This window comes from Streptomyces sp. NPDC017991 (assembly GCF_044328075.1).
In the GTDB taxonomy this organism is placed as follows: domain Bacteria; phylum Actinomycetota; class Actinomycetes; order Streptomycetales; family Streptomycetaceae; genus Streptomyces.
This window is the reverse complement of the sequence record NZ_JBIRGP010000008.1, coordinates 144,569-168,538: the sequence shown is the minus strand read 5'-3', so window position 1 is coordinate 168,538 and position 23,970 is coordinate 144,569. Positions and strand designations below refer to the sequence as shown.

Here is a 23,970-nt window from a genome sequence, read left to right as displayed (position 1 = left end):
CCTAATGACATTCTTCACCTCGACCCGGAGGGTTGCGGTTCACCGGCGGCCCGACGGAGTTGGTCTGCCAAAGCTGCTCGGAGTTCGGTGACCACTTTTTCCGCGAAGCCGAGGAAAGTGATCGTTGTCGTGTCCGGGGCGATGTGATACCGAATCACCGCGCGATACAACTGCTCGGTGCCCTCTGGGGTCGGTGACCCGCTGTCCGGCCCGTAGACCCGCGTGAGGATCACCGCGGGGGAGGGAGTACGTCGCAATGCTCGGCGTCCGGCCTTGTTGTGGTAGCGCAGCAGTGCCAGCTCGGCGGTCCTGGTCGGCTCGGCCTCGTCGAGAGCGATGGTGGCGGCGGCGGTGAACGGACCGACTGACATCGTGTTGTCACCGGGAGTCAGCGGGACATCTTCGTCGACCACGCCGCCGATCAGCGGTGCGATTCCTGTTGAGCGGAGCGCGTTGCGGATGGCTTTGCTGACGACGCCTTCGGTGAGGGAGCTGTCCCAGCGGAAGGTGGAGACGGCGGCAGAGGCGAAGGTGGGTACGTCGATCGTCCGGGCTCGGGCGAGAAGGCCCTTCCAACGATCGAGGCCGTCCGTGGCGACCGCGTCGCCGGCTGCTTCGACGGCTTCGAGCGCAGGGACGAGCGCCGGTGGGCGGGACACTTCTGCTACGCCGGACACTGCCTGCCGCAGTGCCTCCGCCAGACGGTGCAGCGAGGCTCGGTCAACGGTTGCCGCGTGAACGGCGAGCACCGCAACCGTCTGTTCGGGGTTGTGCGTGAATGCGAGGGCAGCCGGGCGGCCGGTCGAGATGTCAATGAGATCGACGGCGGCCGACCTGATTGCGTCAACGTCGACGTTCGTGTCGGCGGTCAGCTCCACGGTCTGGGGCTGGACTGTTTCCGGAGGTAGGAGGTAGGTGAACCAGAGCCGCCGGCCCGTAGCGTCAACTGACAGGCGAAGCGCGTCCGTGTTGGCGACGAGTGAGCGGAAGGACGAGACGACCGATTCGCTCGTCGACCGGGCGGGCAAGTTGATGAGCTCGGTGAAGACGTACTCATCGGGCGCGGCGTCCACCTCACGCAAGCGCTCAAGTGCGGCAGAAGTCGGCACAAGAAGCGGCTCGGCCGAAATGGTGCCGTGCGTCGACGGCGCAAGCAGCGCGGCGAGGGCGCCGACAGTCCGTCGCACGAACACCTCAGACAGTTTGAACGTCAGATCGTGCTCACGAGCGCAGGCAACCAGTCGTGCCGCGGAAATGCTGTCGCCACCCAGGCGGAAGAAGTCGTTGTCCACGCCGAGTTCGACGTCGTCGCCGAGGTGCAGTACGTCGCGGAAGATGCCGGCGAGGGCGATCTCGGTGTCGTTTTCGGGTGACCGGCCGTCGGCTGTGCCGGCAGCCAGGCTCGGTTGCGGCAACGCGCGGCGATCCAGTTTCCCGTTCGCCGTGACCGGGAATCGGTCCAGGCGCAGGAACGTCGCGGGCACCATGTAGTCCGGCAGCGACTGTGCGAGATGCGCGCGCAGCGCGTCGAACAGCACCGCGTCCTCGGCCGTCGTGGCACTGGTCGTGGTCACGTATGCCGCGAGGTACTTTCCGCCGGCCGGGTGATCCAAGGTGGCGATCGCCGCACCCGACACTCCCGGATGCTGTTCGAGGACGGCGCTGATCTCGCCGGGTTCGATCCGGTAGCCGCGTATCTTCACCTGATCGTCGCTGCGGCCGAGGTATTCCAGCTGCCCCTGGGAGTTCCATCGCACGACATCGCCGGTGCGATACAGCCGCGCGCCGTTGTCACTGAAGGGATCAGCCACGAATCGGTCAGCGGTCAGGCCCGGCCGTGTGACGTATCCGTCGGCGAGTTGCACTCCACCCAGGTAGAGCTCACCTGCCACACCGACCGGCACGGGACGCAACCACGTGTCAAGAACACGCGTCGTCGTATTCGCCACCGGAACACCGATCGGTACCCCCACCGCATCGACGAGCTCGGCCTGAACCACCGGGTGAGCGGTCACATCCACGGCCGCCTCCGTCGGCCCGTAGAGGTTGTGCAAGTCCGCGTTCTCGAACAGCGCGACGGCACCGGCCGCGGGCGACACGGGCAATGCCTCGCCGGAGCAGAACACTTGTCGTACCGAATCCACCGACGTCCGGTCCGGGTTCGAGGTGAGGAAGGCCTGCAGCATCGACGGCACAAAATGGCTGATCGTCACCGCGCGACGATCAATCACTTCGAGCAGGTATTGCGGATCCTTGTGTCCGCCCTCCTGCGCCACGATCACCACTGCGCCGGTGACCAGCGGTAGGAAGAACTCCCACACCGACACGTCGAACGTGAACGGGGTCTTCAACAGCACCCGGTCCGGCGCACCGATCCGGTAGAGATCACGCATCCACCACAGTCGGTTGACTATTGCTCGGTGGGTGATCTGAACGCCTTTGGGGCGTCCGGTGGTGCCGGAAGTGAAGATCACGTACGCGGCATCCGCCGGGAGCAGCGGACGCGAGACCCGCGGTGGGTCGATCACGCCGGCATCGAATTGTCGCCGCACCAATTCGTCGTCGATGAACAGGATGCGCACAGGGTGATCGGTGAGCACGTGACGATGAACACCGGCGGTGTGCCGGTCTGTGATCACCGCACGTGGTTCGGCGTCCGCAAGAATGTGCTTGACGCGTTCGGCGGGGTAGTCGGGGTCGATCGGCACATACGCCGCCCCGGCACGGATCACCCCGGCCAGAGCGACCACCAGATCGGCCGACCGCGGCAGTGCGACCGCGACCCGATCCCCGACCCGCACGCCCTCCTCGACGAGGAGGTGGGCGAGAGCGTTGACCCGCGCATCAAGGCCGCCATAGGTGAGTTCAGTGTTGTCATCAGCGATGACCGCGACCATGTCCGGGCTCGCCGCGACCTGCCGGCGCACCAACTCGTCAAGAGTCGCCCCGGGAACATCGAGCGTCTCACCACACGACCACGCATCGAGTTGTCGCGACTCCGGTGCGGGCAACAGGTCCATGTCACCGACGCGCGCCTCCGGACCGGCAGCGATCTTCTCCAGCACCGACTTGAAGACGGCGACAAACCGCTCAGCAGTGGCACCATCGAACAGATCGGTCGCGTAAGAGAGTTTCCCCTTCAGATCGTTGAGCGAATCGAAGATGTCAAGGTCGAGATCGGTCTTGACCGCGCCTACCGCCGCGGGGCTCGGTGTCGTCGTGACATTCCCGATGTGCAGGCCATGCGCGCGGCGGCTGTCAGCGACGCGGTGGGTGAGCATGATCTGGAAGAGGGGATTACGGCCAACGGATCGCTCGGTGCCCAGCGCACGGGTGATTTCTTCGAAGGGTGCGGCCTGGTGCTCGAACCCGCCGAGGACCGTTCGTCTGGTGTTCTGCAGAACGTCGGTGATCGAGTCACCGGCGTGGAACCGATGGCGGATCGGCAGGGTGTTCACGAAGTATCCGACCAGGTCTTCCAGGCCGTCCTCGGTGCGTCCACCGACCGGTGAACCGATCACCACATCCGCACCGGCGCCCAGCGCCGAAACGGTCAACGCGGTCGCGGACTGGAGCGCCATGAACATGCTCACGCCCTGCTCATCCGCGACCTGACGCAGGCCGGTCACGACCTGTGGATCGATGGTGAACCGCAGATCCGCACCGCGGTGAGTCGGTGCCACCGGTCGGGTCCGGTCCCGCGTGATCGTGGACTCCTCGGGCGCATCCGCGAGGACGTCACGCCAATAGGCAAGATGCTTGGAAAGCAGTGAACGCGAATCCGACGCCTCACCCAGGACCTCGCGTTGCCAGATCGCGTAGTCCGCGTACTGGGTCCGCAACGGCGTCCATCCCGGCTCCTGCCCTGCGGCCCGCGCCTGATAAGCGGTCGACAGGTCACTCAGCAGCGACGGGAACGACCATTCATCCACTGCGTGGTGATGTACCGCGACAACGAACACCCAGTCGTCAGCGCCGGCGCGTAGCAGCGCGACACGGATCGGGATGTCGACCGCGAGATCAAACCCGGCCTGCACCACCGCGCCCACGCGCGCATCCACGTCGGCAGCATCCAGACCCGTGACATCCTCAACGAGCAGAGAGAGCCTGTCGGCCGTTTCGTTCGCTGGAATGACGACCTGACATAGCGTGCCGTCTTTCTCCACCAAGAGCGTGCGCAGCGTTTCGTGACGAGACACCACATCCCGTACCGCCGTGATCAGAACATCAGGATCCAGATCGCCGCCCAAACGCAGCACCACCGGCACCACATACCGCCCACCCGGCCCACCCAACTGATCAATCAGCCAGAGTGCTTGTTGTCCGTATGAGACTGGTAGTGGGGTTGGGCGTGGTAGGTCGCCGATTCGTGTGCTGGGTGTCTCGGTGGTGGCGGTGTTGGCGGTGGTGTCGGTGATTCGGGCGAGTTCGTTGATGCGGGGGTGGTCGAAGACATCGCGGAGTGTCAGTGCGGTGCCGAGTTGTGCGTTGGCGCGTGCGACGACTCGTGTGGCGAGCAGTGAGTGTCCGCCCAGGCGGAAGAAGTCGCTGTCCACGCCGAGATCGGTATCGTCGGCGAGGTGTAGTACGTCGCGGAAGATGTCGGCGAGGGCGATTTCGGTGGCGGTTTGCGGTGGCCGGCCATCGGCTGCACTTGCGGTCAGGTCTGGTTGCGGCAGTGCGTGGCGATCGAGCTTCCCGTTGGCGGTGACGGGGAATTGGTCCAGGCGTGTGAACGTGGTGGGGACCATGTGGTCCGGCAGCGATCGTGCGAGGTGCTCGCGGAGTGCGTCGATCGGCACTGCGTCCGTGGTCGTGGTGATGTATGCGGCGAGGTATTTTCCGCCGGCGGGGTGGTCCAGGGCGGTGATGGCGGCGCCTGATACTGCTGGGTGTTGTTCGAGGACGGCGCGGATTTCGCCGGGTTCGATCCGGTGTCCGCGTATTTTCACCTGGTCGTCGCTGCGGCTGAGGTATTGCAACTGTCCCTGGGAGTTCCATCGCACGAGATCGCCGGTGCGATACAGCCGCGTGCCGTTGTCGCTGAAGGGGTCAGCCACGAATCGGTCAGCGGTCAGGCCCGGGCGTGTGACGTATCCGTCGGCGAGTTGCACTCCGCCCAGGTAGAGCTCTCCTGCGACACCGGCCGGTACCGGACGTAGCCAGGTGTCAAGAACGTGCGCTGTCGTGTTCGCGACCGGTGCGCCGATGGGGGTGTTCTCGGTGATGATGGCCGCTGTGCCGTCGCCGGTAACCTCGGTTGAACCGTAGAAGTTGTGCAGTGTTGCTTGTGGTGCGGTCGTTCGCATGGTGGTCGCGGTGCCCGGGGTGAGTGCTTCACCGGAGGAGATCCAGGACCGGATCGTGGCCAGCGCTGTGGGTGCGTCGTCGTGGCGGACGAGGACGTCGGCCAGGCTGGGCACGGTCAGCAGGTGTGTGACGCGGTGTCGGGCGATTGTGTCGAGCAGGCCGGCTGGATCTTGCGCGGTTTCTGCGGGCACGACCACGATTCGGGCACCGGCGGTCAACGGCCCGAACAGCTCGGTCACCGCATCGACAAAACCGACACCACTTTTCGAGAGCGCCACACTGTCCGGTCTGTAGTCCAGTACTTGCTGACCCCATGCGAGGCGGTTGGCGAGTGCGCGGTGCGTGAGGGCGACGCCTTTCGGCTTGCCTGTCGTTCCTGATGTGAAGAGCACGACAGCTGCGTCGAGGTCGTTCAGCGGCCGCGTCAGAGCAGGGGCGGTCTTCTGGCCGGTGGCCAGGTGCTGCTGTATGTCGCGGTCATCGATGCGGAGCAGTGGTGCGTGATGCTCGCCCAGTGCGTTTTTGTGGGTTGCGGCAGTGTGCTGGTCGGTGATCACGACGCCGGGTGCGGCGTTGCCGAGGATGTGTTTGATGCGCTCTGCGGGGTATCCCGGGTCGATCGGCACGTAGGCCGCTCCCGCGCGGATCACTGCGGTAAGGGCTATTACCAGGTCCACTGAGCGCGTCATGGCGATTGCGACGCGGTCCCCGACCCGCACGCCCTCGTCGATCAGGAGGTGGGCGAGAGCGTTGACCCGTGCATCGAACTGACTGTAGGTGAGTTCGGTGCCGTTGCCGGTGACGACCGCGACCGCGTCCGGATCGGCCGCGACCCGGTGGCGCACCAGTGCGTCCACCGTCACCGACGCGTCCACTGTCGCCGACGCGATATCAAGGGTCTCGCCTTGCGCCCACGACGGATCCGGGCCGTCGGTATCAGGTGTGAAGCCGGTACTCAGTTCGTGCAGGGTCTGGGCCGCGGACCCGTTGAGGACGGCGTTGAGGAAACGGCTGAATTGTTCGGCGTGCCGGAGTGGGTTGCTCGTGGCGGATCCGGTGGAGAGCTCTAGCCGGATTCCGGTGTCGGGGTGGCGGTAGATCGCGAGGTCGAGCGATCCGACCGGACCGGTGCTGATCGTTTCAGGGATCGCGGCAATGTCGCCCAGGCGCGGCGTTGACTCGAAGAGTCTGATGTTGACTGTCGGGAGCGCGAGGTATGAGGCTTGACCATTCGGCCACAAACGGGCGATCTGGTGATCTTCGACAGTCGTGTGACGCCGGGAAGCCTTCAACTGGTCCGCGACGGCCCCGAGGACATCGGCAAAGGTGTGGTACGGGCTGATCTCGGTGACGACCGGGATTGCCCTTGAGATCGCGCTTGGTGTTTTCAGTGATTCGCGATCGTCTCGCAGCATCAGAGGAACCCGGACCGCTACGCAGTCACGACCGTCGACCAGAGCGGTGTAGACACCCCACAGCGCGATCAGGGAATCGGTCCAGGAGACCCGCGCGGCGCGGGCGGACTGCTGAACCTTCGAGTAGGTGTCGTCGGGTATCGGGACGACAACCGGTTGACTTGAGGATACGAAGACTCCCGACAGGTCCTCCACCTGGCTGATGTTCTCGACCCCGAGGACACTCCTCCAGTACGTGACGTCTGCTTCGGCGCTGGAATCGTTCTGCCCGTTGGTGTTTGTGATGTTTCTCAGGGTGCCGAACCAGCGGTCCGGGACCGGGTCGCCGGCCTGGTGTGCGGAGTAGACCTCGGCGACGCGGCGGACGAACAGAGAGATGCTGTAGCCGTCGACGAGCAGGATGTTGGTGATCAGGATCCATGCCCAGGTGCCGTTCTCGCGACGGACAAGGGTCGAGCAGGTCGTCGGCTCTCCGGCAGTGGCCGCCGGTCCGGTGAGTTGCCCGCGGGCCAGTACCCGGATCTGATCATCGCCATGGCCGGCGTCGACGATCTCTGTCGTGAGCGTCGTGGAGGTGTCGACGTATTGAAAAGGGACACCGTCGTCGTCGCCGAAACGCACCCGCAACGCGTCGGTCTCCGCGAAAACAGCACTGACCGAGGACGCGAACAGGGCCGGATCGACCGGGCCGTTCAGCCAGATCAGCTGACCCGCACAAAATACCGAGGACTCGGGAGCCAGCCTCCGAGCCACCCAGTTGCCCCGCTGACTCGCAGTCAACTCCACACGATCGAAAGTCGTCAACGGAAGCACACCCACTTCTCTTGAGACCAGGTCGAGCCGACCGGGGCAACGATCACTGCAACCTTAATGAAGGTTAGGCTAACCTTGCAACGTGCCGCCCAACCCAGCACTGTCGAAGCGCTGTCCGGGAAACGCGGGGCACGGTGTGCGTGGTCAGGTCGATTTGGTTGTGGGTGCCGCTGGTGGGCGTTCACGGCCCAAGGGCACGACTGACGGGGTGCCGGCGACCGGATCAGGTACGACGAGGCAGCGGAGTCCGAAGACCTCGTGCACGAGGTCGGCGGTCACGATCTCAGCCGGCGGGCCTTCGGCGACGACATGGCCGTCCTTCATGGCGATCAGGTGGGTGGCATAGCGGGCGGCATGGTTCAGGTCGTGCAGCACGGCGACCAGGGTGTGGCCGACGTGGTGCAGGTCGGTGAAGAGTTCCATCAGCTCGATCTGATGGGTGATGTCGAGGAAGGTGGTCGGCTCGTCGAGCAGCATGATGCTCGTGTGCTGCGCGAGCGCCATGGCCACCCACACCCGCTGGCGCTGACCACCCGACAACTCGTCCACCAGGCGGCCGGACAGGTCGGTGACCGCGGTCTGGTCCATCGCCCGCAGTACGGCCTGCTCGTCGGCCTCGGTCCACTGCCGGGCGAACCCCTGATGCGGATACCGGCCCCTGGCCACCAGATCGCCCACGGTGAGGCCCTCGGGGGCGATGGAGGTCTGCGGCAGCAGTCCGACCCGCCGCGCCACCTCCTTGGTCTTGAAGGAGTTGATGTCGGCGCCGTCGAGAACGACCTGCCCGGCCGACGGTTTCAACAGCCGGGACAGGCCGCGTAGCAGGGTGGACTTGCCGCACGCGTTCGGACCCACTATCACGGTGAACGACTCGTCGGGGATCGCCACCGACAGCTCTCGGGAGATGACGCGTTTGTCGTAGCCGATCGTCGCCGACTCCACGTGGAGTCGTGAGCCGCTCGGGTACGGAGTGGACGCGGGTGCGTCCCCCGCTGCCGCAAGACCGTCGACGGCGCTGGTGTGGGTGCTCAAAGGTGTCTCCTGGCCTCGGTGATCAGCAGCCAGCCGAGGTACCCACCGCCGAGCATGACGGTGATGATGCCGACCGGCAACGGGGTTGGCGCGACGTGCTGGGCAAGGTAGTCCGCCGTCAGACAGAGCAGCGCGCCGACCAGCGCGGCGGGAGCGAAGGTGATCCCCGCGCTGCGGGTCAACCGGCGTGCGATCTGTGGCGCGACCAGCGAGATGAACGCGATCGGGCCCGACGCGGCGGTGACCGTCGCCGTCAACGCCACCCCCAGCACGATCAGCCCGAGACGAGTTGCCGAGACCCGCACTCCCTGGGCCGCGGCCACATCGTCACCCAGCTCCAGTTGCCGCATCGGCCGGCTCGCCATCGCCGCCAGCAGCAGGAGTACGGCGATGCAGGCGCCGCCGAAGACGACCTGGGCCGAGGAGACGCCGTTGAGCGACCCGGCCCCCCAGGTCGCGGCGGCCATCGCCTTGTCCAGGTCGGCTTTGAGGATCAGCCAGGTGTTGAGCGAGGCGAGCATCGCCGAGATGCCGATGCCCACGACGATCAGGCGGAACCCCTGCACGCCTCGCCGGTAGGCGAGCAGGTACACGGCGACGGCCGTCGCGGTTCCGCCGATCAGGGCTCCGCCGGCCAACTGCCAGTAGGTTCCGTTGACGAGGAGGATCACGATCAGCGCCCCGGTGTAGGAGCCCTGGGAGAAACCGATGATGTAGGGGTCGGCGAGCGGATTGCGCATCGTCGACTGGAAGAGCGCGCCGCTCACCCCCAGCGCGGCGCCGAACACCAGCGCCGCGAGGACGCGGGGGAGCCGCCACTCGACCACGATGTCGTGGACGATCCCGGTTGTCCCACCGGTCAGCGCGGAGACCACCTGTCCTGGACTGAGCTGGTACGAACCGGTCATCAGCGCGAGCACGGCCATGCAGGCGACCGCCAGCGCGAGGACCGAGCAGATGATGACCGAGCGCCAGTCGAGCCGGACCGCGACCCTCCGGCGCCGCAGCAGCAGCACCCGCCGCCCGAAGTCCACCCGGCGCGTCCCCGGTGACCGGGCAGTCCGGGAGGAACCAGCATGCGGATCGAGTCCGCTGCGCGCGCTCATAGCCCGCTCGCTTTCTTCTGCCGCACCAGCGCGATGAGCACGGGGGCGCCGACGAAGGCGGTGACGATGCCCACGGGGATCTCACCGGGCCGCATCACGACCCGCCCGAGAATGTCGGAGGCCAGGAGCAGGATCGGGGCCAGCAGCGCGCTGTAGGCGAAGATCCAGCGCTGGTCCGGGCCGACGATCCAGCGCGCGACGTGCGGGACCATCAGTCCGACGAAGCCGATCGGCCCGGCGATCGCGGTGGCGCCGCCGGTGAGCAGGGTCAGCGCGATGATCGCGAGGATCCGGGTGCGCACCAGCCGGACGCCTTGGGCGACGGCCAACTCGTCACCGAGGGCCATGGCGTTGAGCGGGCCTGCCACCGCGAGGACCAACATGAGCGCGATCGCGAAGAACGGCAGGGTCGGCCACAGCAGGTCGAGCGGGCGGCTCACGATCGAACCGGCGTTCCAGGACCGCATCACGTCGAAGGCGTCCGGGTTGGTCAGCTCAAGTGCCGAACCGGCACCACTGAGCACCGAGCCGACACAGAGCCCGGCAAGAACCATCATCACCGGCGATTGGCCGCGTCGGGTCGATCCGAGGACGAGCACCATGAGGGTGACGAGCAGCGTTCCGGCAAAGGCGAACCACATGTAGCCCTGGATGTCGCGGACTCCGAGCAGCCCCACGGCGACTGTCACCGCGAAGGAGGCACCCGCGTTCAATCCGAGGATGCCCGGATCGGCCAGCGGATTGCGGGTCAGCGCCTGGATCAAGGCCCCCGAGACCCCGAGCGCCGTACCCACGACCAGTCCGACGATGGTGCGCGGCAGCCGGAAGTCCCGGATCGCGAACTGATCGATGTCGTTCGACGGGTGGAACAGGGCATCCCAGACCACGCTGGGCGGGATGGCCGTCGAACCGATCATGATGCTCGCCACCATCAACCCCAGGAGCACCGCGAGCGCGACGACCAGGCCGATCAGACGACGACGCGGTCCGGACACCGTCCTGGTGCCCGGACCGACAGGTCGTCGCAGCACGAGATCCGTCACTTCTTGGCGGGGAGGGTCGCCAGTGCGGTGTCGAGCGATTCCAGGTACCGCAGAACGGCGCCGTAGGAGTTGTTGCCGGGGCAGAAGACGCCGAGCGCGTGACCGGACTTCACGGTGGGCAGCGCCTTCCAGGTGTTGGTCTGGACCACCGGCGCGAAGACCTTTGTCGGCTGACCCTTGGCGTCGGCGGGGTAGGTGATCACGTCGTACTTGGACAGCTTTGCGATCTGCTCGAAGGGCAAGTTCGCGTAGGCCAAGGGGTCGGCGCCGGCGGCCGCCTTGGGGAAGTTCAGGCCGATGTCGTCCTGGGCGATTTCGACGCACCCGATGTCCCCGATGACGAACGTCCCGGGATCGGAGCTCGCGTAGCGGTCGAGATTGACGAACTTGGTGTTCTTGATGGCGTCCGAGTACGTCTGCTTCATCTTGGCGACGCGATCCTCGAAGTCCGCTTTCTGCCGGCCGAGCGCGTCTTGCACGTTGCCGGCCTCCGCGATCGCCTCGGCGAGAGCCTTCCACTCGGTGTCGAGCCCCCAGAAGGCCGTCGGGGCGATCGTCCCGAGTTGCTTCTCGATCTTCTTGAACTCGGCATCGGGAATCTGGACCAGTATGAGGTCCGGCTTGAGGCTGGCGACCTTTTCGAGGTCCACCTCTTCACCGAGGTTCGTGGCTTTCTCGAACGTTGCGCGCTGCTTCTGCGGCAACAAGCTGAGTTCGGAGTCGGCCACCCCGGTGACGCCCACCGGCTTGCCACCCATGTCGATGAACGGCAGGTCCGTGTTGCCGATCGTGACGACCCGCTGCGGGGCGGCGGGGACCTTGATGTCCCCGTTGCCGGCCTTGACGGTGCGGGTCTCGTCAGTCTTGCCGGCAGCGTTGTCGCCACTGTTGTCGGAGCTGCCGCAGGCCGTGAGGACGAGCGCGATGCTCACGATCGCGGCGCTCAGGGCCGCGCCGCGCCGTCTCGGGGGTGTCATGGTCATGGGTGTGGTCTTCCTTCTCTTCTTCATTGGGCACGGGAGGTCAGTGGGTGCCGGCGGGTACGAGTGCGTGGACGGTGGTGCCCCACCCGACGCTGTGCGTGGTTGTGCGGACCAGTCCGGCGCGAGTGATCACCGAGTCGAGTTCGGCCGCGGTGCGCAGGCCGGAGCCGTGCACCGTGAGGCCGAGCAGGTCTGCTTCGCCGTCGTGCTCGTCCAGGGCGCCGGTGTCGAAGACCTCCTCGATCAGCAGCACCCGGCCGCCCGGGAGGAGGCTCTCGGCTGCTCGGCGCAGTGCGTGGGCGGCGTCCGGGTCGGGCAGGGCTTTGAGGGCGCGGCTGATGAACACGGCGTCGGAGGCCGGGCTGGGCTCGAAGACGGATTGCTCGATCACGCTGACCCGCGCGCGCTGCTGCTCGTCGGGGATGGTGGCGGGCAGGTCGCGGCGCAGCCAGTCGGCCTGGGCGGGCAGCGCGCAGATCGTCACCCGCAGGTCTTCGTGGACGGCGACGAACTCACCGGCCTGGGCGCCCGCGCCACCGGAGTGGATCACCAGCTGCCGGACCCCAACGAGCAGCTCGGACTTGGCGATCGACATGGCCGGCGCGGGCTGGAACTTCGCCAGGCGTTCCAGGTAGCGGTCCTCGTAGCCCTGTTCCGCTCGCACGCCAGCGAAGGTCTGCCCGGTCACAGACGCGTAGGAGGGACGGCCGGTGCGGATCGACTCGGTGAGTCCATGGACGCCGAGCATCTCCCGGCCCACCACGCCGGCAGGGTGCAGAGTGTCGGCCATGAACTCGTTGGTCAGAACCTCGCCCACCGGTGTCAGCCCGTAGCGGCCCGGTTCGGTCTCGGTCACGATGCCCACAGCGTGCAGGTAGCGCAGCAGCTTGCCGAGCGCTCGCTCATCGCTTTCGGTCCTGGCGGCCAGGTCCGCGACACCGGTGACGCCGCGGGAGATCAGTTCGGGTACGCCCAGCTCGACGGCGGTGCGGATCGCGATCGGCCGGATCAGCTCGGTCAGCTCGTGGAGTTTCTCGAACGGTGTGATCGACTTCTCGGGGTCGGGTACCGCCTCGTCGGTCTCCAGGACGACGACCTCACTGCGGCGCCAGTATCCGGTGAACTCGATGTCCTCCTTCGGCACTGCCCGGTCTTCGACCAGATGGCGGCGCAGATCTCGTACCGCCGTGTGCTCCCCGGCGACCCAGGCGAACGGGCGACCCTCCCACCAGTTGGTGTTCCCGACCGCGTCCCGCAGGAGGCTGGTCGTACCCGCCTCAGCGCCGTCGCGTACCAACCAGGTCACCTCGACGTGCGGCAGCGCCCGCAGTTGCAGCCGGTGAGCATCCTCGGCGACCTCGACGAACACCTGTGCCCGCGCGTGGTCAGGGAGTTCGTCGAGCAGGCGGGCGATCGCGGGGATCGCAGTGTCGTCACCGGCGACCAGGAGCCAGTCCGTGTCGTGCGGGAGCGCACGTGACGCGCTCGGGCCGTAGAAGTGGATGCGGTCACCGACCTGCGCGCGGTACGCCCAGGTGGTACCCACGCCGACTCCGTGCCTGACGAAGTCCACGTCCAGCTCGCCTGCCTCGGGGTCCCAGCGACGCACCGTGTAGACCTTCGACAGGGGCCGCGGGTTCCTCGGCAGGTCCACGCCCTTCTCCTGCTGCACCGGCAGCACCGGCTCGGCACGGCCGGGGTGACGGAACACCAGACGGATGTCGTCATCGAATCCGGGGGAGTCGAAGGCCGGCTGCGGGAAGCCGTTCGCCGAGGTGAACTCGCAGAGCTGCTCGCCGCTCAGCGTGATCCGTCGCATCCCCGGCGTCAGGTCCACCACCCGCACGACTTCGACCTCCCGCAGGGTCAGGGGGTGCACCGTGAGACGGCGTGAGGTCTTCGGCATGCTGAGAGCGGGCCTTTCCGATCTTCTTCCGGGCTGATGAGGCCACGCTCCATCGACGCAAGCCTCGGATCATATTAGGTAACCCTTACCTTAAAAGCCAGCTATGAACACCGGCTGCCCGCCGCCGACTTCGGGAGCACGGTCGGATGCGACAGGTCATCCCCGCCGTCCGTTGCTGACCCGGGTCCACACCGGCACAGCACACGTACGCGTCGACGGCGCTGAGGCGTTCCACCTCAAGGCCGGAGCGGGCGCCCGGATTCCCGCGGACGGGTGGAACCACCGTGCGGTGGTGACCGAGCCGGGCGTTGGGGTTGGCAGCCCTCGAAGAAGACCTCCTGGCCGGAGGAGGCGAACACCCGGTGCACGGCCTTGCCTGCATACGACGACCGAAACGAGCCCAGACAGCGTGTGACCTGCTCGCTGGCAGCTTGACGCTGCTTGCGTGGCGAAGGCCCGAAGGTCCCACCGGCTCCAACGCCGAAGCGACCACGCATCAGCCTGGCTCACCTCACGCGGGAAGAAATCTGATCGTCCGCCCCTGGGACCGGCTCGGCGAGGTCGTTGCCCAAGGCGATGATGCGGTTGGTGGCGTCGACGTGTACGACCTTGGGCTGGTAGTCGGCCAGTTCGGACTCCTCGGCCAGCACGAAAGACATGATGATCACGAGGTCGCCGGGGTGGATGAGATGTGCCGCCGCGCCGTTGATGCAGATGTCGCCACTTCCGGCGGGCCCGATGATGATGTAGGTCTCCAGACGGGCCCCGTTGGTGATGTCGACGACTTGAACTTTCTCACCTTCGGTCAGGCCCGCGGCACGCGCGAGGTCTTCATCGAGCGTCAGCGAACCCACGTAGTGCAAGTCGGCCTGGGTGACGGTGGCGCGGTGGATTTTTCCGCCCAGGACTTCGCGAAGCATGTCCGGCTCCTCTTCCTCTATGAGTGGTGCGGGGTGGGTTCTGCGGATCAGTCGATGATGTTCGGGCCGCCTTGCTACGCAAGAGCGGCGTCGGAGGTGCCGGCGGCCTTGCCAGTGTTCTGTGTCTCGTACCGGGAAATGTGATCGCGCAACGACTTCGGGCGGATGTCGGTCCAGTGCTCGTCGATCCAGTCGAGTACTTCCTGACGCGGTCTGCCGCCGGGTTCGCCGTACGCGATGCTCCAACCGGCTGGCACCGGCTTGAACGTCGGCCACAACGAGTGTTGCTCCTCGCGGTTGATCAGCGCGTAGAAGGAACCGTTGTCGTCGTCGAACGGGTTCTGTGCCATGAGTGCTGCTCCTCGTTGTTCCTATCGGGGGTCGGTCCGGGTCGCAGCAGGCAATCGTTGCCGGGTGGCGGGGTGATCGGGCTGCTCGCCGGTGATCGCACGCAGGATGTCGGCGGCGCGGACCGCGACGTTGGACAGCAGGGACGAGGTCAACCCGTGACTGTGCTGGACCCCGCCATTGAGGAAGATCCGTTCGGGAACGCTGCGCAGACGCAGCCGGTAGTCACGCTCGACGATCGGGAGATCCCCCTCGAACGAGGACGACCCGTCAATGCTCGGCCCGAGCATGCTGCGGGTGTCCGCGGGACGGAACCCGGTGGCGAAGACGGCAGCGTCGACCTCAAGCGTGGTGCTGCCCCGGTTTCCCAGGTCACGGATCGTTGCTGTGACCCCGTCGGAGCTCTCGCTCAGCCGCTCGATCCCGGTGACCCGGTGCACGATCAGCCGACGCGCGCCACGCGTGCTTTCGTCGTACTCACGCCGGTAGAGATCCGTGATGAGGTCGGCATCGACGGCGGAGTAGTTGGTCTGCCGGTGATAGTCCAGCAGTTGCTGCTTGAGCTCCGGCGGTGCCGTGTAGAACTCGTCGACCGCCTCCGGATCGAAGATGCGGTTGGCATAGGGCGTGTCATCGGAGGGGGTATAGCCGTACCGGCGGAAGGACGCGTGTACTTCGGCATCGGGATACGAATCGTGCAGGTACGCAGCGACCTCCGCCGCACTTTGCCCGGACCCTACGACAAGGAAACGGCCGTGCGGCCGCGAGGGCAACTCGCCGAGCCCCTTCAGCAACTGATGGTTGTGGAACACCCGGGCGCCCGGCACGATCCCCTCCGGCAGCACCGGCCGGCTACCGGATCCGATCACGACGTGACGTGCCGCGACCCTCGTCACCTCGGAGCCGTCGACCACGGACTCAAGCGTGACCTCGAACCTCCCGCCACTCCAGTCGATACAGGTCGCCCTCGTACCGTAGGAGACCGGAAGGTCGATCCGGCTCGCGGCCCAGCTCAGGTAGCCGTGGAACTCACGTCTCGTCGGGAAGAACGTCTTGAGATTGATGAAGTCGGACAGCCGCCCCAGCTCGTGGAGATAGTTCAGAAACGAGAACGGACTGGTCGGGGTCCGCGGCGAGACCAGATCTTTCAGGAAACTGATCTGCATGGTCGCACCCGGCAACAACATGTCGTCATGCCACCCGAACCGCCGCCGGACATCGACAAACCTCGCCGTCAGCGGCCGGCCCGCACGACGACGATCATTGAGTTCCTCGATCGCGATCGCCAGGCTCAGATTCGACGGTCCAAATCCGATACCGAGAATGTCGACCTCACCACCGGCATGATCTCCCGATCCGAGACGACGGTCACCGTCCTCGGCCAACTCATCCATCGTCATCCGGCGCTTGGCCCCTTTTGCCACGGGTCGCGAACGAACGGTGCAATGACCGGCCAACCCTCAGCAAGGGCCAGCCGTAGCACCAGTAACTTAGGTAAGCCTAACTTTGGTTGGTGTACGGCGCAAGCCACCGCGACACACCTCTGGGGAGATCCCCGGTCCGATCGGCGGCCGACGCTCGTCCCGAGGCATGCGGCCGCACGGCGGCTTCCGACCGCAGGTGTGCTCGCGCCCTGGGTGGCGACTCAGGCGAGCGAGCCGGCGCGTCGCCCGATCACCATTCCCGCGGTCAGGCCGGCGCCGGTCGGGTAGTTCGCGCTGAAGAGCCCCCCGAGCGTTTCGCCGCACGCGAAGAGTCCGGGGATGGGCTCACCCGACCGATCGAGCACCCGGCCGTCAACGTCACCGCGAAGGCCGCCGAAGGTGAAACTGATTCCACACGTCACCGGATACGCGTAGTACGGCGGCGCCTCGACCGCCGATGCCCAATTGCTCTTGACGGGCTCCGCCGCTGCACTGCGGCCGTCCTTGATCGTCGGATCGAGCGGACGGCTGGTGTCGATCGATGAGTTGAACTCCCGAACCGTCCGCACGAATCCGTCGACATCGACATCCATGGCCGCGGCAAGCTCTTCGAGGCTGCTGGCGACAACCGGAACGATCCCGGGCATCTCGTACTCGTACGCCGCCAGCATCGGGCGGGACTTCGCATCGAATACCTGAAACGCCACCGAACCCGGCTGTTCGAGGATCACCTTGCCGTACTTCGCGTACGTATAGTTGCGAAAGTCCGCGCCTTCGTCGAAGAACCGTTGACCCCGGCGGTTGACAACGATGCCGAGCGGATAGCCGTACCGGCTGAGCCGGTTCGTCAAGGCACGATTGCTCTCGTTCTCGGGGAATGACGCGTCCCATGGAACGCTATGGCACGTCGACCAGTCGCCTCCACGATCTGCACCTATCTCCAGCGCCGCGCCGATCAGGTCACCGGTGTTGTACGGCGTGCCACGCACCTTCGCGTGCTGCCAGCCGTCTCCCAGGTAGCGCTGACGCCATTGCGCATTCGCCTCGAAACCGCCGCTGGCGATCACCACCGACTCCGCTGGAAGCTCCTGATCTCCTATCCGAACGCCAACGACCGAACCACCATCAGTCATCAGCCCCGTGACCGGGCGGCTGTAGTGCACCTCGACTCCGAGTCGTGATGCGACGCGCTCATGGGCCGACATCAGCCCAGGTCCGCCGTCGACGTTGCACACGTGCGATCCACCCCAGAACACGAAGGTCCCGTCGGGACGTTCGTGGGCCTGCCGCTCGTACATCAGCTGGAATCGCAGCCCCAATGCATGCAGCCAGCGGACAGCGTCACGCGAGCCTTCGACGACAGCCTCGGCAAGTTCCTTGTCGCCCCGCCCTCCGGTGACCCGCTCCAGATCGGCCAGGAACTCCGCCACCGGATACGGCGGGACCTCGGTACGCGCGTGACGCTCATCAGGCTCAAGGACCTCAAGCAGGTCGCCGAGCCCGTCGTGCACCATCCGGGTCGAACCCAGTGTGTAGTAGCTGTTCCCGCCGGCCTGTTCCCGCGGCGCCTTCTCCAGGAGAACTACGCGCCGCCCACGCTCGGCCGCCGCGTGAGCCGCGCAGTAACCGGCGTTTCCTCCGCCCACCACGACAACCTCTGGATCGCGCATGTCCACCTCTCCACCGACAGTCACATTCCTTCGGCTCTCCACCGGCAGCCACATTCCTTCGGCAGCCAAACTGCCTCGTCAACCCGGGTGAATTGCCACCGATAGCCCGACCGGCCGACATCGACCGTGGCCAGGCTGAGCGGCGGCACTGTCCGCGCGAGCCGCAGCCGGTCCGTGGTCCGCCGCTCAGCTCGCAGCAACGCAGCTTAGCCTTACCTAAATTGAATGTTCGTGTGTTCTGGACCACTGCCACTGATGTGACGACGAGTCGGGCGAGGGAGTGTGCGCGGCAGCTTGACGGCCGGGTTGAAGGTGATCAACCGCGCCTCGCCGTACATCGCGTCGTTGAGTGCCTTGCGTGCCGTGGCCACGATCCGGCGCATCGACGCGACACCGACCGGGCGGCGATACCTCACCAACGCCCGCTTCTCGCGTCGCGGTTCTTGCGCAGCTCCTCATTCGAGTGAGGCTGTCGCCGACCACCGGGCGAAGTCGGAGCGCACATCCGCAGCCAACCAGTGCGCGTCAACCCGCTCAGCCCCTTGGCTTGCTGGCACTTGCGCCGCTGAAGCAGCTTCTGGCATCCAGATCCACCGCGCTCGCGGATCCCGTCCGTGAGACTCGGGCACTGGAGCCGGGCGGTCAACATAGGTTAGGCTAACCATATGACTCGAGTTGCTGTGTTGGGGGCCCGCGGGCGGATGGGCGTGGCGTCGGTCCGCGCAATTGAGGCCAGCTCCGACTTGACCGTGGTTGCCGAGATCGACGTTGATGACGACGTGCAGGACATCGTCGACCACAACGCTGATGTCGTGCTCGTGTTCTCGCCACCGGACGTTGCCCACGAGCAAGTGCAGTGGTGCATCAAGCAAGGCATTCATGTGGTGGTGGGGACATCCGGCTTCGACGAGCGGGCTGTGGAGCAGATCCGCGCCGCGCTGGTCGACCATGGTGAGGTCAGCGTGTTCGTCGTTCCGAACTTCTCGGTCGGTGCGGTGCTGATGACCAAGTTCGCCACGAAGGCCGCCCCGTTCTTCGAGTCTGTCGAGATCATCGAGATGCATCATCCCGGCAAGGTGGACGCGCCATCGGGAACGGCGCTGCACACGGCCGAACTGATCGGTCGCGCTCGCGCCGAAGCGGGTTGCGCCCCATCGCCCGATGCCACCTACCTCGACCCGCATGGCGTGCGGGGCGGGCGGATCGAGGGAGTCTCCGTACACTCGGTCCGAGTCCGTGGGTTCATGTCGTCGCAAGAGGTGCTGTTCGGCGTCGACGGCGAAATTCTGAGGCTGCGATACGACTCCGTCACACGCGAGTCCCTCATGCCCGGAGTGCTCACCGCGCTACGCGCCGTCCCCAATCTCACCGGAGTGACGGTCGGACTCGACGCCGTACTGGGCCTGGACTGAAACGAAGCAACGACAGGGCAACGTACGGACCTTGCACCAGGTCCTGGCGCTGAGTCGCCCGGAACTCGTGCGGCCAGGAGCGGCGATGACGGCGCACGGGCGCCTGACCGCCGGCGAGCGACAACTGTTCGACACGTCCGTGGCGTTGCCGACCGAGTACAAGGCCGCGATCGACGCGATCTTGAACCTGTTCCCCGCGACATTGAGCGATGCCGCCAACGCGCGGGACTGGCTCGACCTCAGCTCGCCGGCGGACGGGCCGTGACCGATCGCGTCCAACTCCGCCACCACCCTGCCACCGGATCGCACACCTCGGGCGGGACATCGGCGTGGGCCTTGACCCGGCACACGCGCGGGTCGGTCCCGGTCAGGCGGAGCCAGAGCCCGTCATGCGACTCGTTCCTGCCGATCGTGGTCCCCGACCACGCGGTGACACGCGGCTGGTCGAGCACCAGGCCGCGCGGCCGGTCAACTGGGCGAGAAGACAGGTGTTGTAGCCGGTGCCCGTACCGGTCTCCAGAACACGGGTTCCGCGAGTTCGTGAGCACTGGTTCCTGCGGAGACGCCGGTATCCGGGCTTCGTGAGCACCGACCCTGCAGGCCGATGATGAGCTGCTTTGGGAGCTGCGTACGGAGATGGCCACCCAGCTGGTGCCGTCGGTGACGAGGAGTTTTCGCACTCAGAATAGGGAGGCGTGCCTGCCTTGGGCCCAGCGGTAAGGGAGTCGGCAGGTGAATCGGCGTCCGGATCGCCATAGCGGCTCCCCATACGCGTGAGCCTCGCCAATCGTGTACGTTCCGCGTGCTCGGGCGTCTGGTGAAGTGGCCAGCACGGTCTCCCTTTCGGGCCTGGTCAGGCGGCTTCGGACGTGGTGGACGCACCGACTCAGGTGGGGATCGCGCCCGGCGCGGCATGTTGACACCCCGAGGGCCGCGGCGCGGGACGCGTTGAGGCGCGGTGGTCGTTCGCCTCGTCATGGAGCGCAAGATGCTCCTCACGCTCAAGGAGCGCACCGAATCGATGGCGTGACCGTCGGCCGGAGCGGAAGCTGTCCGGTGGGTCAACCGCGTCCTTGTCCCGTCGCGTTGGTGGGCACAGGCTTGCTCGCCGGTCCGGGCCCGCGTCCGGGCCGGGTGTCCGTACGGTGGGTGCGGCCTGCGGTGATGGTGGTTCCGGCGCTGCCGTCCAGGACCGCCGTCGCCTCGGAGAGGGAACCGATGGCGGCTCTTCGGCCGGTGGCTGCGACGAAACGGTGGCAGGCGGCGATCTTGGGGCCCATGGAACCGGCCGGGAACCGCATACGGGCCAGGTCGTCGAGGTCGAGGCGGTTCAGCGGGACGGCCTGGGGGGTGCCGAAGTGTGCCATGACGGCGGGTACGTCGGTGAGTACGAGCAGTCGGTCGGCGTGCACGGTGACGGCGAGCAGGGCCGCGGTGAAGTCCTTGTCGACGACGGCCTCGACGCCCTGGAGCCGGCCGGTGCCGTCGTCGATGACGGGGGCTCCGCCGCCGCCCCCGCAGATCACCACCGCGCGGTTCTCCAGCAGGTGGGTGATCGAGTCCTGCTCGATGATCCGCTGCGGCTCGGGGGAGGGGACGACCCGCCGCCAGTTGTCGCCGTCGGCGGCGACGTGCCAGCCGTGCAGTTCGGCCAGCCGCCGTGCGTGCGGGTGGTCGTAGACGGGGCCGACGAACTTCGCCGGTTCGGCGAAGGCCGGGTCGTGCGCGTCGACCAGCGTCTGGGTGACGATGCTCAGGACCGGCTTGGTCACGCCGGCGTTGTGCAGGCACTGGGCCAGCCAGTAGCCGATCATCCCCTGTGTCTGCGCGCCGAGCGCGTCCAGCGGGTAGGGGCGGGTCAGAGCCGGGTCGTTCTCGCTCTCCAGGGCGAGCATGCCGACCTGCGGACCGTTCCCGTGACAGACGATCAGCTCATGGTCGGCGGCCAACGGGGCGAGTGCCTCGGCGGCGGCGCGTACGTGCTCGATCTGGATGACGGCGTCGGGCTTCTCGCCGCGCCGCAGGAGTGCGTTGCCGCCGAGCGCGGCCACGATGCGCATATCAGGCGCCTCAGTCGCCGAGGGCGGCGACGAGGACCGCTTTGATGTGTGCAGCCGGTTCTCGGCCTGGTCGAAGACGATCGAGCGGGGCGACTCGAAGACGTCGTCGGTGACCTCCGCGCCGCTGAGGCCGTACCGCTCGTGCAGGCGCTCGCCGAGTTGGGTGCTGCGGTCGTGGACGGCGGGCAGACAGTGCAGGAACCTCGTGTCGGGCTCCGGGACGGCGGGGAGCCGGTGCTGCGGCGAGCGGCCGGAGCCGCCGTCGGGGCAGCGGTCCCTGGCGACGGGGCTGGTGAGCACCTCGGCCGGGGCCGCGTCCACAACACCGGGGATGTCCGTCTTGAGGGTGGACAGCGAGTGGATGGCCATCAGGTGACGGTCGCACCAGGCGACGACCGAGCGTCGGCGGGCGAGGAACTGTCCGACCTGGTGGTGGTGTTGGCGGGGTGACGCGTCGGTGGCCTGGGCCCTGCCCGGTGTGGTCACGACGGCCGCCTCCCTGGGCCGGTCCCGGAGCCCGGGTGCGTCGGCCGGGGCTTTCCGGGAGGTCCCGTACGAGGCCCCGGATCGTGGCAGGGTGCGCCTGCCCCGGTGATCAGGGCTCGGCCGTCGGCGCGGCGCCACTGGGCTGACAGCGCTTGGGAGGTGGGCACGGTGCTCCGTCCGGAAGTGGTCGGCACGGTGACGCGGATGATCAGACGGCCGCGGTCGCCCCGTTCAGTGCCGGGTCCGGGCTGGTCGTGGTGCGGTCAGCCGGCGGCGGCGTCGCGGAGCCTGCTGCCGCCGTCTCGCGAGCGAGGAAGGAGCCGAGCTCGCCGATGGTGCTCATCAGCGGGGCGGGGAAGACGACGGTGGTGTTCTTGTCCACACCGATCTCCACCAGGCTCTGGAGGTTGCGGAGTTGAAGGGCCAGGGGATGGTCCATCATGATGTCCGACGCGTCTCCGAGAGCCGCTGCGGCCAGCGACTCACCCTCGGCGTTAATGATCTTCGCTCGCTTCTCGCGCTCGGCCTCGGCCTGGCGGGCCATCGCACGCTTCATGCTGTCGGGCAGCTGGATGTCCTTGAGCTCGACCAGCGTGACCTCCACACCCCATTCGACGGTGGCGACGTCGAGGATCTCGCGGATGTCCAGGTTGATGCGGTCGGTCTCCGAGAGGGTCTCGTCGAGGGTGTGCTGGCCAACGACCTTGCGCAGGGTGGTCTGGGCGATCTGGTTGATCGCCGCGTTGACGTTCTCGATCGCGATGACCGACTTCTCCGCGTCGACCACCCGGAAGTAGGCGACCGCCGACACGTCGACGCTCACGTTGTCCCGCGTGATGATGCCCTGCGACTGAATGGGCATCGTGACGATCCGCAGTGAGACCCGGTGCAGGACGTCGACGAACGGAATGATGAACCGCAGCCCCGGTTCCCGCGATCCGACGAGTCGGCCGAACCTGAACAGCACCCCTTGCTCGTACTGCTTGACGACCTTGATGGCCATGGCGAGCGTGACGACGACCAAAAGGGCCGCTACGACGATCAGGAAAACGAGTAGTTCCATCGGGCTGCTCCTCAGATAGGGCACGAGACCTCTGTCCTTCGAGCTCCAGCCGGAGTGCGAAGGACCACGGAAAGCGGGACCGGGCCCGTGGACCGGAAAGAGCAAATGGCCCGCGGTGGCGGGCCCGGCCGGGCTCCGCGGTTCATGCCGTGTTCCGAGCATGGCTGGCTGCCCGCGCCGCAGGCAGAGGCCAACCGGCCCCCAATCGTGTGCGACTCGGCCTGGATGCGGGTGGGCCATACGGGCAGGGCCGTGCGGCCCCGGATGTATGCCGGTTGGCCGGCCGCAGGTCCGGCGGGGGTACGTAGCGTGAAGCTGTCCGTCCGGTATTCCGTGACGGCCGGCACGTACGCATCCGCACCTCCATCGAAGTCCGGGGGCGAGCCCGCGCTGCCCGTCGTGCACGCCGGCCCTGTTCGCAACCGACCGGCAGGAGAACGCCCCATGACCCAGCACACCGACAAGAAGCCCGGGCCCGTCGTCGTGGGCGTCGACGGCTCGCCCTGCTCACAGGCAGCACTGAGGTGGGCCCTGGCGCAGGCCAGGCTGAGCGGCAGCGCCGTCGAGGCGGTCGCCGCCTGGCAGTACCCGCAGGTGTACGGGTACACCTATGGCTGGGTCCCGTCGATGCCCGACGGGGGCGAGTTCGCCAAGACCGCCGAACGAGCCCTGCGGGAAACCGTGACCGCGGTTCGCGACCAGCTGGACGACCCGGCCGAGGTGGCGGTCCGCGTGGCCGAGGGCCATCCCGTGGAGGTACTGATGGACGCGGGCCGCAACGCACAGCTTCTGGTCCTGGGCAGCCGGGGCCACGGCACCTTCACCGGCATCCTCCTCGGCTCGGTCAGCCAGCACTGCGTGCAGCACGCACCCTGCCCGGTCGTCGTCGTCCCCCAACCGTGACCCGCGCGGCGCAAAGCCGGCCGCCCGAGGGGGAGGACGAGGACAACAACCCACCACCTGTGGCCTGTTGGCCTTG

The 23,970-nt window shown here is 67.0% G+C and carries 15 protein-coding genes and 1 pseudogene; 3 read left to right on the top strand and 13 right to left on the bottom strand.

Annotation, left to right across the window (positions count from 1 at the left end):
* Positions 1–14: 14 nt before the first annotated feature.
* The 10 genes from ACH4DZ_RS23950 to tcuA all read right to left on the bottom strand — a co-directional run bounded on the left by ACH4DZ_RS23950 (position 15) and on the right by tcuA (position 17,970).
* Entirely contained in the window at positions 15–7,529 is a 7,515-nt protein-coding gene (locus ACH4DZ_RS23950; protein WP_398289336.1) for an amino acid adenylation domain-containing protein, read from the bottom strand.
* A 153-nt stretch (positions 7,530–7,682) separates the two neighbouring features.
* On the bottom strand, positions 7,683–8,570 hold the full coding sequence (locus tag ACH4DZ_RS23945; RefSeq protein WP_398289335.1) for an ABC transporter ATP-binding protein: 888 nt from the start codon (positions 8,568–8,570) through the stop codon (positions 7,683–7,685).
* Positions 8,567–9,676, bottom strand: coding sequence for a FecCD family ABC transporter permease (locus ACH4DZ_RS23940; RefSeq protein WP_398289334.1), 1,110 nt, complete (start codon positions 9,674–9,676; stop codon positions 8,567–8,569). Before ACH4DZ_RS23940 ends, ACH4DZ_RS23945 begins: the two co-directional genes overlap by 4 nt.
* Positions 9,673–10,707, bottom strand: coding sequence for a FecCD family ABC transporter permease (locus tag ACH4DZ_RS23935; RefSeq protein WP_398289333.1), 1,035 nt, complete (start codon positions 10,705–10,707; stop codon positions 9,673–9,675). Before ACH4DZ_RS23935 ends, ACH4DZ_RS23940 begins: the two co-directional genes overlap by 4 nt.
* Positions 10,708–10,715: 8 nt before the next feature.
* On the bottom strand, positions 10,716–11,702 hold the full coding sequence (locus ACH4DZ_RS23930; RefSeq protein ID WP_398289332.1) for an ABC transporter substrate-binding protein: 987 nt from the start codon (positions 11,700–11,702) through the stop codon (positions 10,716–10,718).
* 40 nt (positions 11,703–11,742) lie between these two features.
* Positions 11,743–13,608, bottom strand: coding sequence for an SIP domain-containing protein (locus ACH4DZ_RS23925; protein ID WP_398289331.1), 1,866 nt, complete (start codon positions 13,606–13,608; stop codon positions 11,743–11,745).
* Positions 13,609–14,114: 506 nt separating this feature from the next.
* Positions 14,115–14,528: an aspartate 1-decarboxylase gene (gene panD, locus ACH4DZ_RS23920; protein WP_398289330.1), complete on the bottom strand. Its 414-nt coding sequence runs from the start codon at positions 14,526–14,528 to the stop codon at positions 14,115–14,117.
* A gap of 74 nt (positions 14,529–14,602) precedes the next feature.
* Positions 14,603–14,878 (bottom strand): MbtH family protein, encoded by a 276-nt coding sequence (locus ACH4DZ_RS23915; RefSeq protein ID WP_398289329.1) that lies wholly within the window; start codon positions 14,876–14,878, stop codon positions 14,603–14,605.
* A gap of 21 nt (positions 14,879–14,899) precedes the next feature.
* Positions 14,900–16,276: a lysine N(6)-hydroxylase/L-ornithine N(5)-oxygenase family protein gene (locus ACH4DZ_RS23910; protein ID WP_398289328.1), complete on the bottom strand. Its 1,377-nt coding sequence runs from the start codon at positions 16,274–16,276 to the stop codon at positions 14,900–14,902.
* A gap of 245 nt (positions 16,277–16,521) precedes the next feature.
* Positions 16,522–17,970, bottom strand: coding sequence for an FAD-dependent tricarballylate dehydrogenase TcuA (gene tcuA, locus ACH4DZ_RS23905; RefSeq protein WP_398289327.1), 1,449 nt, complete (start codon positions 17,968–17,970; stop codon positions 16,522–16,524).
* Positions 17,971–18,635: 665 nt separating this feature from the next.
* Between tcuA and dapB the strand changes: the two genes are divergently transcribed.
* Positions 18,636–19,382, top strand: coding sequence for a 4-hydroxy-tetrahydrodipicolinate reductase (gene dapB, locus ACH4DZ_RS23900; protein WP_398289326.1), 747 nt, complete (start codon positions 18,636–18,638; stop codon positions 19,380–19,382).
* 85 nt (positions 19,383–19,467) lie between these two features.
* Positions 19,468–19,647 (top strand): hypothetical protein, encoded by a 180-nt coding sequence (locus tag ACH4DZ_RS23895; protein WP_398289325.1) that lies wholly within the window; start codon positions 19,468–19,470, stop codon positions 19,645–19,647.
* Between the two features lie 796 nt (positions 19,648–20,443).
* Here ACH4DZ_RS23895 and ACH4DZ_RS23890 read toward each other — a convergent pair.
* The 3 genes and pseudogenes from ACH4DZ_RS23890 to ACH4DZ_RS23880 all read right to left on the bottom strand — a co-directional run bounded on the left by ACH4DZ_RS23890 (position 20,444) and on the right by ACH4DZ_RS23880 (position 22,991).
* Positions 20,444–21,442 (bottom strand): carbamate kinase, encoded by a 999-nt coding sequence (locus tag ACH4DZ_RS23890; protein WP_398289324.1) that lies wholly within the window; start codon positions 21,440–21,442, stop codon positions 20,444–20,446.
* A 10-nt stretch (positions 21,443–21,452) separates the two neighbouring features.
* Positions 21,453–21,673: pseudogene (locus ACH4DZ_RS23885) on the bottom strand (ornithine carbamoyltransferase subunit F); the annotation flags it as partial.
* A gap of 463 nt (positions 21,674–22,136) precedes the next feature.
* A complete protein-coding gene (locus ACH4DZ_RS23880; protein ID WP_398289323.1) occupies positions 22,137–22,991 on the bottom strand; it encodes a slipin family protein in 855 nt (284 codons plus the stop codon).
* A gap of 444 nt (positions 22,992–23,435) precedes the next feature.
* Between ACH4DZ_RS23880 and ACH4DZ_RS23875 the strand changes: the two genes are divergently transcribed.
* A complete protein-coding gene (locus ACH4DZ_RS23875) occupies positions 23,436–23,894 on the top strand; it encodes a universal stress protein (RefSeq protein ID WP_398289322.1) in 459 nt (152 codons plus the stop codon).
* The last annotated feature ends 76 nt before the right edge of the window (positions 23,895–23,970 follow it).